This is a genomic window from Pseudomonas sp. B21-053, assembly GCF_026016365.1.
GTDB classification, from domain to species: Bacteria; Pseudomonadota; Gammaproteobacteria; order Pseudomonadales; family Pseudomonadaceae; genus Aquipseudomonas; species Aquipseudomonas nunensis.
The window spans coordinates 4,826,469-4,839,388 of record NZ_CP087205.1 but is presented as its reverse complement, the minus strand read 5'-3'; the positions used below and the strand labels follow the sequence as shown (position 1 = coordinate 4,839,388).

The following is a 12,920-nucleotide window of genomic DNA, read 5'->3' as shown; positions in this document are numbered from 1 at the left end:
GATCCTTGGCAAAAAACGTCGCGTACCCAAGGGACAGTGACTTACCGGTCAGGTTCGATCAGCGTCCGCAGCGGTTCGCGGTGAGGCAGGCCGACATCCTTGCACAGCACGCCCCCTAATCGCGAGCGTGGGTGCTCAGTGGCGTTCGCACAATTCGCGCAGACGTTCGCCGCGCACTTGCAGAATCTCGAACAGACCCAGCGCCCGCAGCGCCGGCAACGCCTCGATAATGTCCTGCTCGGCCGACCGTTGTTGGTCGTCGTTGCTGTGTGGATCGGCCAACACTCGCGCATTGATCAGAAAAGCCCCGACCGTGCCTTTGCGCACGGTGATGCCATTGAATTGGCCTTGGTCGAGGTGGTCGGAAAGCAAGTCTTCGGCGCGCATAACGGTGACTCCTGTTGAATGAGTGCTCAGCCTAAAGCGTCGATCATGGCTAAACTGCCTTATCCGGGTCATTCGATAACGTGAAACTGCCAATGACTAAACCGCTGATATCCACAGAGCTGGCGCAATCCTCCACAGCGGCGCCGGTGATTGCTGTCACACTGGATAGCCCCGTCGAGCGCCAAAGCGCCTTGCACCAGCATGCTCGCGGCCAATTGCTGGGCGCGCGGCGCGGGTTGTTGTCGGTGGAGGCGGCAGACCATCATTGGGTGGTGCCGGCCACCCACGCGGTGTGGATTCCGCCGGACTGCCTGCATGGTTTGCGCTCGCATAGCCCGTTCCATGGCTGGAGCGTCTATGTGGCGAAGGCGGATTGTGTCGGGTTACCGGATCAGCCGAGCATCATCGCCACCTCGGGCCTGCTCCGGGAAGCAGTGGACCGCGCCGCGACCTGGGGCGACGGCGCACGAGACCCACGACAGCAACGCGTCGCCCAACTGATTCTCGATGAAATTGCCGCACTGCCCAGCGAGCCTTTCGGCCTGCCGCTGCCCCGCGATCCGCGGTTGCGCCGGATCACTCAAGCGTTGGCCGATGACCTGGCCGACAACCGCTCGCTGGAACAATGGGCGCAGTGGGGCGGCGTGTCGGCCCGCACCCTGGCCCGGCGCTTCGTCAGCGAAACCGGCTTCACCTTCAGCCAATGGCGCCAGCGCGCGCGATTGTTGCGGGCGCTGGAGTTGTTGGCGGCAGGGGCGGCGGTGACGACGATTGCGCTGGAACTTGGGTATGAAAACGTTAGTGCGTTTATTGCGATGTTCCGGCGCACGTTTGGGGTGACGCCGGGGCGGTATTTTATTGAGCCTTGAAGGGCTTACTCGGCATTGTCTTTAGGCCAGCAAATCGCAATAACGCCACCGGCCAGGCTCAAGAAAAACAACACTTTGGCCGCCATGAACGCGACATCCACGTCACCGGAAACCTTCCCGGCCCCGGACGCTGCACCGGCGACACCGCCTAATCCGATCAATGCGCTGAAGAGTGAAATGGCCAGGAGGATAGCGGCGAGAATGGCGAGGGTTTTACGCATGGTGTAGCTCCTTTAGTTAGTGGGACTTCCGTGGGAATTGGGGTTATAGCTCTGGGCGACGGTCCGGGTGTTCGGCGTCGAAACCTTGTTCGGGATGGGGTGGGAGAGGGTGGTCTTTCATGAGGTTGGGGAAGCGTAGATTAGGGTTTGCGTCTAATTGTTCCCATAAGTCTGAGTAAAACTCATGAAGCTTAGGGTCTGGCTGGTATCCAAAGTTATACATAGGTTCAGGCTGGTCCTCGAATGCTCCTTTTAGATTGCTCAGTGCAGTGGTGCTACCTAATGACGCCGCTCGCTGATAATAGAATAACGCTCGAGGTTTGTTTTTTTTAGCAATCTCATAGAACGCGGCCGTTTCTTCGATTGCTTTTGGCGAGTCTTGAGCCCCGGCGCACAGAAAGTAGAGTTCAGCCCTTCGGTCATCTTGCTTATTTCGGGGTAATCCGAAAGCAAAGTGATTTCCGATAATAACTTGTGCCAGTGGACTTCCTAGTTGCGCAGCCTGAAACATATAGGAACTGGCCATACGATCCGACTTGAATATACCCCGTCCATGCTCCGCAACTACTGCCCGGTCGTAATAACCCAATGGGACTTTCAGCTTTACCATGCGTTCGTAAAGATCGAGCATTTTGCCGGTGTTCTGCTCAACACCCGGTTGCCCTGGCCAGCCCGTACGATAAAGCGCCGCCATATTGTGCATGGCCTTCCAGTGGTCTTTAGCGATGGCTTTGTCGTAAAGGCCAACAATGGTGACCCAATCTTTCACCCCTCGTACCTTCTCCAGAACGCGAGCCTGTTGAAACCAGTTTTCGGCCTCTGCATCCAGCGGTGGGTTGTGATCTTTTTCATAAGCGCAGGTAAATATTGGATAGGCCATGGCTGGCGTGCCGCCCAGTGAGCAAAAAAGAGCGATGCATAAACCCGCAAATTTGGCGGTGGCCACCAGTCGCATCCTGTGTCGATGTGTCATGAATTAATAGCACTGAAAATCATATTTCCGGCCTGCGGTCTGGGTGTTCGGCGTCGAAGCCTTGTTTAGGGTGCGCGGGAAGTGGGTGTTCTTTTATAAGGTTAGGGAAGCGTACATTAGGGTCGGCTTTAAGTTTCTCTCGCAGATCAGCGTAAAACTTGTAGAGTGCCTCGTCTGGTTGGTAGCCGTAGGCATATATCGGTTGCGGGTGTTCCGCAAATACGCCTTGTAGATTGTGTAGTGAGATAGTGCTACCTAATTCTGCGGCACGCTGATAATAGAATAGAGCCCGGGGTTTGTTTTTCTTCGCTGTATCATAGAAGCTAGCTGTTTTTTCTATGGCGTCGGGATTGTCTTGAGCGCCCGCACATCGGTAATAGCGCTCAGCCATGTCATCGTCCTGCTTATCCCTAGGCAGAGCAAAGGCAAAGTATTGGCCGATTTGAACCTGCGCCAATGGACTGCCCAGTTGTGCTGCCTGAAACATATAAGAACTGGCCATACGATCCGACTTGAATATACCCCGTCCATGCTCCGCAACTACTGCCCAGTCGTAATAACCCAATGGGACTTTCAGCTTTACCATGCGTTCGTAAAGATCGAGCATTTTGCCGGTGTTCTGCTCAACACCCGGTTGCCCTGGCCAGCCCGTACGATAAAGCGCCGCCATGTTGTGCATGGCCTTCCAGTGGTCTTTAGCGATGGCTTTGTCGTAAAGGCCAACAATGGTGACCCAATCTTTCACCCCTCGTACCTTCTCCAGAACGCGAGCCTGTTGAAACCAGCCTTCGGCTTCTGCATCCAGCGGTGGGTTGTGATCTTTTTCATAGGCGCAGGTAAAGATTGGATAGGCCATGGCTGGCGTGCCGCCCAGTGAGCAAAAAAGAGCGATGCATAAAGCTGCAGATTTAGCGCTAGTAAACAGCTTCTTCTGCTGTCGATATGTCATGACTGAATGACGCTGAAAGTCATATTTCCGGCCTGCGGTCTGGGTGTTCTGCGTCAAAGCCTTGTTTTGGGTGAGGAGGGAGTGGGTGTTCACTCATGAGTTTTGGGAAGCGTAGATTACGGTCGGCCCGCAGCTGTTTCCATAAACCTGAATAAAACTCATGGAGTTTTTCATCTGGCTGATACCCAAAATTATCAACAGGCTCCGGTTGAGCCGAAAATACTCCAGTGAGATAGCTTAAGCCCGTGGAACTACCCAGCGATGCGGCACGTTGATAATAGAATAGAGCGCGGGGTTTGTTCTTCTTCGCGGTATCATAAAAACTTGCTGTTTTTTCTATGGCGTCGGGATTGTCTTGTGCTCCTGCGCATCGATAGTAACGCTCAGCCATATCGTCATCCTGCTTATCTCTAGGGAGCCCAAAAGCAAAGTATTGACCCAATCTAACTTGTGCCATTGGGCTACCTAGTTGTGCTGCCTGGTACATATAGGAGCTGGCCATCCTGTCCGACTTCAACACACCTTGGCCATTTTCTGCGACTACCGCCCAGTTGTAATATCCCAGAGGCACTTTTAACTTCACCATACGCTCGTAGAGTTCGAGCATCTTACCCGTGTCTTGTTCGACACCCGGTTGTCCAGGCCAACCGGTGCGATAGAGTGCCGCCAGATTGTGCATTGCCTTCCAGTGATCTTTAGCAATTGCTTTATCGTAAAGATCAACAATTGCTATCCAATCCTTGACGCCGCGAACTTTCTCTAAAGAGCGAGCCTGTTGAAACCAACGCTCAGCTTCCGCATCCAACGGTGGGTTATGATCTTTTTCATATGCACAGGTAAACGTTGGATAGGCCATGGCAGAAGCTCCGCTCAACAAAAATGAAAGAATGAGGGCGCAAAAATAAATGGTTTTAGTCAATTGCTTTGGCATAAGGCGTCTCCACATCCCAAAAACGCGTTAGATGGGCTATCAACGGCTCATTTTTGATTTTGTTTTCCCAGTTTTTATTCATCACTTTATTCCACTTATTGAAATTCTCTAGTCCATCACACCGTCCCTTGCTGTCATTGATTGACTCACCCACATGCAGCCCCCACAACTCCTCCCGCCACTGCTTCGCCAACTCCGGATCCGGCATCGCAACGCCCAATTCCGAGTCGGTATGCATACTGCGAGTATTGATATTCGCTGAGCTCAGCAAGCTGAAAACATCATCCACCACCAGCAATTTCGAGTGCACATAGATGTCTCGAAAATAAGCCTGATCGCCTGTACCCAACGTGCCGCCAGGCTCTGGCGTGCAGGCGGTGAGTGTGGCGATGGCGACTTTGATGCCTGGCAAATCCTTGAGGGTATAGGGTTTTGTATCTTCGCCGTCATCCGATTTCGGTTTGCCGAGTGCGGCGATGTCTTTTTTCTTGAGGCCGCCCATGCGTTCCTCCACTTCGGGGGTGACGCCTTTTTTTTCCAGTTCGGTGATTTCTCGTTTCAGCACATCCGCGCGATTGAGTTGGCCACGCTGCACGTAGGGATCGTTATGCGGATTAGCTTCGAGATACGCCAGCTCACTGCGTTTACGCAACATGTCTTCTGTCAGGCTGCGCTGGGCCTCGGGCATCAGTTGTTCCTGCCCCAGCTCTTGCAGGCTCGAATAAGTGGTACTGGAAAAATCCTTCGAATTCGGGTTGTTGGTGACCACGAATACATACAAGTCTTTGTCTCGGCCTTTGGCCATGTAGGCCGCCGACAGTTCACGCAGTTGGCGGGAGAATGGCGCGTAGCGGAAGTACTGATTTTCAAAGTAGACATAGTCGCGCACGTTTCCCAGAGCCTTGTGGTAAAGCTCCAGAATCGATGTTTCCGCCGCTTCTTGCGGTTGCGTGCGGCATATCTGCGCCGTGGTCGAGCCGGCCGCTTTGAAGTTGTCCGGCTTGATGGCTTGACGCTGTGCCTGCATGCCGTCTTCAAACCATTTTTTGACCCAGAAGGTTTCTCGATCCCAGGCGCTGGTGAAGTTGTGGTTCAGGTCGTGCAGGACCGGGCCTTGTACCTTGGTGGACAAATCTTGCCACGGCCCGAAACCCGGACTGCGTTGTGCGGCTTTGTCGTGGTACAGGTGTGCGCTGGTGTCCCAGTAGTTGCGATGCATGTTGTGACCCATGACGAAACCTATGGCGTTCGCGGAGTCTTCATAATCCACCAACACCATCTTCTGGTGGTGACTGGCGAACAGGGTCAGCCCCAGCATGTGGGCAAAATGGGTGTCCGGCGCTTCGTCTTTCATCAACCGATACAAGGTCGCCAGGCGGCCTCTTTCCTTGGCCATCTGCGGTCCGCGAATGATGGCGTTCAGCGGTATTTCGGTGGAGAAGTCACGGGTACGAAACTCGACGTTCTGCATTCGCCCATCGTGGAGGCGATTGAACCATTCCCGGGTGTATTCCTCATCATCAGGTGAATACCCCGGGGCGCCCGAGCCTCTGAGTTTGTTGTAGGCGCCTTGGCTGTTCAGCCGGGATTCGGTATCGCTCAGAATGTCCTGCAGCTCCTTTTCGCGCTTATCGTATTGATAACCGCTGGTGCCGTAGGCAGGGATTTGACCGGCGCGAAGCTTGGTCAATTCATGTTGGTGAATCGTGCGGCGATACTCCAGTTGCTGGCGATCTTCGAGCGTGCGGTTGGAGCCGGCGCTGCCCTTGGTCATGCCCGAGCCCATGGCCGTCCCGCCCGAGCCCGCCAGACCATCGCCGATAATGGTGTTTTCGACAAAGTTGGCCAGCGGGTTCTTCCAGATCAGCACACGGGACTTTACGCCGTGGCGACCTCGAACATCCAGCAGCTCGCCGATGCGATCACCGCCCGGTTTGAAACGCATCGCCGGGTCGAATCCCCAACTGATGATCTCGACGCTCTTCTGCGCCGATTGAATCGCGTCGTAAACCGCACCAAACGCCTTGTCACCGTTGATCAACGGGGTGACCTTGATGCCGGCTCGCGGCGGGTACATCGCTTTGGCCGCGAACCAGTCCATGGTCAAGGCGGTGGACTTGTGCTCTTTCGGCGTCAGCTGAATCACTTCTTTACTGTAATCGGTCGTCATTCGATGGCTTCCTGCGCTCAAAGACTTTTCGGCTTGTTCGCCGGGTTCAGGACCGCACCACGGTAGTCATCCGTTGAGCCCAAGGGTTCAAGCTGGTCTGCTTTTGCGTGGTAGTCGCGGTAGCCCTGGCGCGCCAATTGCTGATTTTGGGAGCCTGCTTCGGCGCTTTCTTCCTTGGGTTCGATCTCGAAACGATGCCCGTTCACCAGTTCGACCGCATAAGCCTGGGTGCCGGGGACGTGGTCAAACTTGATCACACCGTCTTCGCCAGTAAGGCCTTCCTGAATCACTGCGCCATCGGCGAACAGCGTATAGGGTTCATCTTCGTAGCCGGGATGACCAGGCACAGCGCTGATGGTTGCGCTGAGTTTATGAATGACTTCCGGCGCCGGTTGCGACTCGCCGCGTTCGGGCACTTCACCTGCCTTGTCAGAGGCGGCTGGCAGGGGGATGAGTGGCAAGAGCGCGGCATTTCCGCTCCCGACACCTGCCGTACCACCGGCATTCAGCTTGATGACCGGCCCAACCACGGTTATGCCTCCCGCATCCAGCTTGATGAAACTCCCGCCAGCTTTCACGGTGAGTTCCATACCGGCTTCGATGACCATTTTTTGCCCGGCCTTGAGATGGATTTCTTTGCCGGCGCTGATCAACTGCGCGGTGCCGAGTTTGATGTGCTGGTTTTGGCCGACCACCCAATGATCATCGGCTTTGACCTCAATCTTGCGATCCGAAATCGTGGTGCGATGTTCTTCCGCCTTCAACTCGGTGTAGGTGTTCTTCTCCACCGTGTCGTGGCGTTCATTGCCGACGCGAATCTTCTGATCGTGCTCAATGTTTTCATCCCAATCGCGCTGGGCATGCAGGTAGATCTGTTCCGCGCCTTTCTTGTCTTCGATCCGCAGTTCGTTGTAGCCACCGCCCCCCGGTGAGCTAAGGGTTTTGAACACGGTGCGGGTTTTGTTCGCCGGCAGTTCGTAGGGGACGAGGTTTTCCTTGTGGTACAGGCAACCGGTCACCAGTGGTTGGTCGGGGTCGCCTTCGAGGAAGGTGACGAGGACTTCCATGCCGATGCGCGGGATGGCGATGGCGCCGTAGCGGTCGCCGGCCCAGCTTGAGGAGACGCGCATCCAGCAGCTGGTTTTGTCGTCGGCCTGGCCTTCGCGGTCCCAGTGGAATTGCACCTTGATGCGGCCGTATTGGTCGCAGTGGATTTCTTCACCTTTGGGGCCGGTGACCAGAGCGGTCTGGCTGCCGAGTACACGCGGTTTTGGGTGTTCCAGGGCTGGGCGGTAGAACACGGCCCATGGGGTGGCGAGGAAGCGATTGCGGTAGCCCTGGTGGAAATCGTCTTTGTTGTCGGTGGTGTCGCTGGGTACCGATTCTTCGAGGACTTGCGGTTGTTTGCCTTCGTGGAAGATTTCGGTGAGCAGCCAGAGGTCGTTCCACTCGGTGCGCGGGTGGTCGGACATTTCCAGGAAGTGGCCGCTGATCAAACGTGTCTGGTCGCCCCAGCCTTCGGCTTGTTGGTAGTCGGCGCGATGGCGTTCGAGGGCGCGCTGGCTGAGGAACTTGCCGCGCGCACGGTCGATGAAGCGGCCGGGATAATCGTAGTCTTCCAGGTCCGGCTCGGTGCTTTCGCCTTCGGGTTTGTAGCCGGATTCCAGTTGCAGGCGCGGCTTTTCAAAGTCGTAGTCGCGACGGGTCGTGCGGCTGGTGCGGGTTTCCAGGCGCAGCTTGAAGCCTTTGATCACCGGCTCATCCGCAACCATGCCACTGCCCTGCACATAGGCGGTCGGTTGGCCAAGTTTCGGGAACACGGTCTGGTCATCACCGAACACCAGCAAATGTGCTTTTTCGCTGTGCTGGAAGTGGTAGTGAATGCCTTCTTCTTCGCACAACCGCTGCACGAAGTGCAGGTCGGTTTCGTCGTACTGCACGCAGTAGTCGCGGTCCGGGCAGGTTTCGCTGAGTTGGAAGCTGTAGGCGTTGGCCTTGATGCCGTGCTCGTCGAGGATCAGTGCGATGATTTTCGGCGCGGACATTTGCTGGTAGATGCGCTGGTTGGTGCGGTGGTGCAGGTATTGCAGTTGCGGCACCAGGGAGATTTTGTAGCGGGTCAGGCGTTTGCCGGCATCGCCCTGGGCGACGCGGTAGATCTGGCCGTGGATGCCGCTATCGTTAGCGTCCAGCGCCAGAAATGCCGGTTTATGCAGCAGGGTTTCCAGGTCCAGGTCGGGATTTTCGCTGACCAGTTCCACATCGAATGCGTAGGGTTGGCTGATGCCTTCGGTGCCGCTGAACGACAGCACTTGCAGGTCGTGCTCAAGACCTTCGATGGTCAGGCTGAAATGAGTCTCGTTGGCTGGGCTGAACATCTCTGGCTCCTTGAGGTGTCACGTTGCTCCATCAAAACTGCTGGTGCGCGCACACAGAAGAGTGCGAGAGCCAGAATTGCGCCGGATGATAAAGGCTTAAAGTTGCGCAAGAAGTTGCGCACATAGGCTTAGAGGCGCTGTCCGTCTACGTCTTTCGGTTTTGATGCAAGATGTTTCTTGGCGATGTGCCATTACTTTTTGCCTCGAAAGAGCCGAGACGGCTACAGTAGCCGTCGCTTTCCAGCAGATTGAAGGTGAGGTTCATGGCTCGGTTCTATGATGCACGGGGCAATATTTACGCTGTGGTGACGCCCGAGGCGGTGCGCGGCGTTGGCATCCGCTTGCCGGCAACGGCCCAGGCGTCGGCGCTGACAAGAGACACATGGAGCCGCGCGACAGTGGACGCGTTTTGCGAGTGGCCGCAGGGAATGCGCCCGGATGGCGCGAAGGAGCATCGCTGCGACGGTCTGCTGATCGGCCCGTTTCAAGCTACGCCACCCTTTGACCTGTTGATCGTCAATACCGATGGCACCCTGGCCGAGCGCAGCGGTAATGGCTTGACGATTTTCTCTCAGGCGCTCGGTGAGCAAGGGTTGCTGCCAGGCGAGGAGCCCTGTGTGCTGCGGGTTCATCACGACAAAAGTGACGCGGTTTCTCCTGTAGAAACTTCCGTGAAACCGGCCGAGGTCGATCGCGTGCAAGGTTTTTGGCTGGACCTGGGCAAGCCTTCGTTCGGAGCGCAAGCGGTGGGTGCGTTGGGCGTAGAAACTGTGATGTTGGAGGGGGGCGACGTCAGCCATGTGCAACCGTTGTCGGCGCTCGACCCGGCGTGGTGCCGCAGCCAGTTTGTGCGGGTCGGCAATCCCCATTGCGTGACGCTGGTCAGCGACGCCGAGGCCCTGCCGGATAACGAGCAGATGCGTGAACCGGGCTTGTCTGAAGGGCTGACGCGTATCGCCTACGCCATGCCGACCGGGGCAGGGCGGCCGTGTGCGGCGGGGGTGAATCTGCAATGGGCGATGCTTGAGTCTGAAGGGCGGATTGTCGCGCGGGTGTTTGAGCGTGGGGAAGGGCCGACGGCATCGTCAGGCACCAGCGCCAGTGCGGTGGCTTGCGCGGCTTGGCGGGTGGGTTGGGTGGCAGCGGGTGAAGTGAAAGTGGTTATGCCTGGCGGGACGGCGCCGATTCTTTTGGAAGAGCAGGGCGGTGAATTGAGTCGGGTGAGGTTGTTTGGTACGGCGCGGTTGATGGATTGAATTCAAGATTGCCTTCGCGAGCAAGCCCGCTCCCACATGGGATCTTCAGTGGACACAAATTTTGTGTTCGACACAGACCTAATGTGGGAGCGGGCTTGCTCGCGAAGAGGCCCGCCCGGTCAGCGAAAACTCAAACCGGTTGCGCCCATTCCACCACCGGCATCTGCCGTTTCATCAACACTTCCCCGCCGCGAATCGAATACAGCGGCAGACCCTGGCTACGAATCACCTCGTAATCACTGTCCGCCGACAGAATCAGCAAATTCGCCGGCCGGCCGCGCTCCAATCCATAACGATCCCCCAAAGCCATGGCCTTGGCGCTGTTGTCCGTCACCAGGTCCAGCGCACTTTGCAGGTTGCGATAACCGAGCATGTGGCAAATGTGCAGGCCGGCTTCGAGCACCCGCAGGATGTTGCCGTTGCCCAGCGGGTACCACGGATCGACGATCGAATCCTGGCCGAAACACACGTTCATCCCCGCTTCGAGCAACTCGTTGACCCGGGTTACGCCACGGCGTTTCGGGAAGTTATCGAAGCGTCCTTGCAGGTGAATGCTTTCGGTCGGGCAGGAGACAAAACTGATGCCCGAATGGCTGAGCAAGCGGAACAATTTGGCGCAGTAGGCGTTGTCGTAGGAGCCCATCGCCGTGGTGTGGCTGGCCGTAACCCGCGAGCCCATGTCGCGGCTGCGGGCTTCTTCGGCCAGTACTTCGAGGAAGCGTGAATGCGGGTCGTCGGTTTCATCGCAGTGCACGTCCACCAGGCAGCCGGTGCGTTCGGCCAGGTCCATCAGGAACTTCACCGAACTCACGCCCTGGTCCCGGGTGTACTCGAAATGTGGAATGCCGCCGACCACATCGGCGCCCATGCGAATGGCTTCTTCCATCAGCTCGCGACCGTTGCGGTACGACTCGATGCCTTCCTGGGGAAACGCGACGATCTGCAGGTCGATCAGGTGACGGCTTTCTTCGCGCACTTCGAGCATGGCCTTGAGCGCGGTCAGGGTCGGGTCGGTGACATCGACGTGAGTGCGCACATGCTGGATGCCGTGGGCGGCCAGGGCCTGGATGGTTTTCTTCGCGCGGGCCTTGGTGTCTTCGAGGGTGATGGTCGCCTTGCGCTCGCCCCAGCATTCGATGCCTTCGAACAGCGTGCCGCTCATGTTCCAGCGCGGTTCGCCGGCGGTCAGCGTGGCGTCGAGGTGAATGTGCGGCTCGACGAAGGGCGGCACCACCAGATTGCCGCCGGCGTCGAGGTCGCCGGGGCCCAGGGTCGGGGCTTCGGTCTGGCGGGCGATGTTGCCGATCAGGCCGTTTTCCAGGTGCAACTCATGCAGGCCTTCTTGGTTGCGCAGGCGGGCGTTGATGATGTGCATCAGGCGAATCCTTTTAGAGATCTTGTAGTGGTGCATCGGCAGTGCGGATACCCAGCACGCCGGTCAATATCACATACGTTAGCGCGGCAGCGGCGATGCCTACCAGCGGCGCGACCCACGGCGAGCTGAACGCGGCGACTGTGCCGACCGCATAAGCACTCAGGCCGGGCCAGTTGAACGCCGGCAGCCGCGCATCGGCCAGTCGAGGATATTGACCGCGATAACGGAAGAAAAAGTCCGCCATGATCACACCGCCAATCGGCGGAATCACCGTGCCGAGCAAAATCAGATAGGGCACCAGCATGTCGTACATGCCCAGCAACGCCAGCAAGGTGCCGATCACCGCACCGGCCAGGGTTACGGTTTTGCGCCGCCCGGTGCGCAGCAGGTTGCATCCGGCGACGGCGAAGTTGTAGATGGTGTTGTCCTGGGTGCTCCAGATATTGAGCAACAACATCGCCATCGCGGCCATGGCGAAGCCTTGCAACAGCAGGACTTCGACCACGTCCGGCTGCTGATAGACGATGGCCCCGTAGGCGCCGATCAGCACCATCAGGCCATTGCCGATGAAGAAGCCGATCAGGCTCGCCAGCACCGCGACCCGAGCCGAACGGGAGAAGCGCGTCCAGTTGGTCGCTTGGGTGGCGCCGCTGACGAAGGTGCCGAACACCAGGGTAATCGCCGTCGACCAATCCAGCGTGCCGGTCGGCACCACGGCGAGCAACCCGTCGAGCCCGCCGACCTTGACCGTGGCGACCCACATCGACAGCATCAGCAACAACATCATCGCCGGCACCGCGATGTACGACAGGATCTCCAGTCCGCGATAACCGACATACGCCGTCGCGCAAAACACCAGGCCGAACAGCACCATCAGCCCGAGCACCGTGCCTTGTTCCAGTTCGAAATACTTGCCTAGCACCACGGCAGCCGTGGCCGTGCCCCAGGCGTACCAGCCGATCTGGGTGAACCCGAGGATCAAGTCACTGAGCTTGCTGCCCACTTCACCGAAACAGAACCGGCCCATCAACACCGAATTGAGGCCGCTCTTGAAAGCGATATAACCGAGCCCTGCGGCGTAGATCCCCAGCAGCAGATTGCCGACGACAATCACCGCCATCATCTCGCCAAAACTGAACGCCACGCCAAGCTTGCCGCCGGCAAACATGGTCGCGGTGAAGAAGGTGAAACCGAGCAGCACCATGGCGGTGGAGGCGAGGCCTTTGCGGGCATGCATCGGAACTTCGCTGAGGGGGTAATCGTTTCCCGGATCGTTCTGCGTCATGGGGCGTTCCTTGCTGGATGAGAGACGCGGGGAGGGTTGCAGTGGTCGTGCCAAGCGTGGGTGATGGGGTTATTTATAGACGAGGCGGGGGATCAGGGCGCGAAAGCGGTGCAAATGGCGGAACAC

Annotated in this window: 11 protein-coding genes; 2 read left to right on the top strand and 9 right to left on the bottom strand. The window is 57.5% G+C overall.

Translation table 11 applies throughout. The annotated features are described in order from the left end of the window. Positions 1-135: 135 nt before the first annotated feature. Positions 136-387 carry a hypothetical protein gene (locus LOY68_RS21680; RefSeq protein ID WP_265039805.1) on the bottom strand — a complete coding sequence of 84 codons (252 nt, stop codon included), beginning with the start codon at positions 385-387 and terminating at the stop codon, positions 136-138. Positions 388-479: 92 nt separating this feature from the next. Between LOY68_RS21680 and LOY68_RS21675 the strand changes: the two genes are divergently transcribed. After that, positions 480-1,256, top strand: coding sequence for an AraC family transcriptional regulator (locus LOY68_RS21675; protein WP_265039803.1), 777 nt, complete (start codon positions 480-482; stop codon positions 1,254-1,256). A 5-nt stretch (positions 1,257-1,261) separates the two neighbouring features. On the opposite strand, the gene LOY68_RS21670 is transcribed toward LOY68_RS21675, so the two are convergent. The 6 genes from LOY68_RS21670 to tssI are packed head-to-tail and all read right to left on the bottom strand — an operon-like array spanning position 1,262 to position 8,878. Continuing rightward, positions 1,262-1,477, bottom strand: coding sequence for a hypothetical protein (locus LOY68_RS21670; RefSeq protein ID WP_265039801.1), 216 nt, complete (start codon positions 1,475-1,477; stop codon positions 1,262-1,264). A 43-nt stretch (positions 1,478-1,520) separates the two neighbouring features. After that, complete coding sequence (locus LOY68_RS21665; protein WP_265039799.1) at positions 1,521-2,423, bottom strand: tetratricopeptide repeat protein; 903 nt, start codon at positions 2,421-2,423, stop codon at positions 1,521-1,523. 46 nt (positions 2,424-2,469) lie between these two features. After that, positions 2,470-3,492 (bottom strand): tetratricopeptide repeat protein, encoded by a 1,023-nt coding sequence (locus LOY68_RS21660; RefSeq protein ID WP_265039798.1) that lies wholly within the window; start codon positions 3,490-3,492, stop codon positions 2,470-2,472. Further along, a complete protein-coding gene (locus LOY68_RS21655; protein WP_265039797.1) occupies positions 3,419-4,330 on the bottom strand; it encodes a tetratricopeptide repeat protein in 912 nt (303 codons plus the stop codon). Before LOY68_RS21655 ends, LOY68_RS21660 begins: the two co-directional genes overlap by 74 nt. Continuing rightward, complete coding sequence (locus tag LOY68_RS21650; RefSeq protein ID WP_265039795.1) at positions 4,311-6,500, bottom strand: phospholipase D-like domain-containing protein; 2,190 nt, start codon at positions 6,498-6,500, stop codon at positions 4,311-4,313. The genes LOY68_RS21655 and LOY68_RS21650 overlap by 20 nt, the downstream gene beginning before the upstream one ends. A 17-nt stretch (positions 6,501-6,517) precedes the next feature. Further along, positions 6,518-8,878 (bottom strand): type VI secretion system tip protein VgrG, encoded by a 2,361-nt coding sequence (gene tssI / locus LOY68_RS21645; RefSeq protein WP_265039794.1) that lies wholly within the window; start codon positions 8,876-8,878, stop codon positions 6,518-6,520. 263 nt (positions 8,879-9,141) lie between these two features. On the opposite strand from tssI, the gene LOY68_RS21640 reads away from it, so the two are divergent. Next, positions 9,142-10,134, top strand: a complete 993-nt coding sequence (locus tag LOY68_RS21640; RefSeq protein WP_265039792.1) for a diaminopimelate epimerase — start codon at positions 9,142-9,144, stop codon at positions 10,132-10,134. Between the two features lie 130 nt (positions 10,135-10,264). Here LOY68_RS21640 and codA read toward each other — a convergent pair whose 3' ends face one another. Together codA and codB are read right to left on the bottom strand one after the other, a co-directional pair. Next, complete coding sequence (codA, locus tag LOY68_RS21635; protein WP_163913501.1) at positions 10,265-11,509, bottom strand: cytosine deaminase; 1,245 nt, start codon at positions 11,507-11,509, stop codon at positions 10,265-10,267. A 13-nt stretch (positions 11,510-11,522) separates the two neighbouring features. After that, positions 11,523-12,794, bottom strand: coding sequence for a cytosine permease (codB, locus tag LOY68_RS21630; RefSeq protein WP_163913503.1), 1,272 nt, complete (start codon positions 12,792-12,794; stop codon positions 11,523-11,525). Positions 12,795-12,920: the final 126 nt, after the last annotated feature.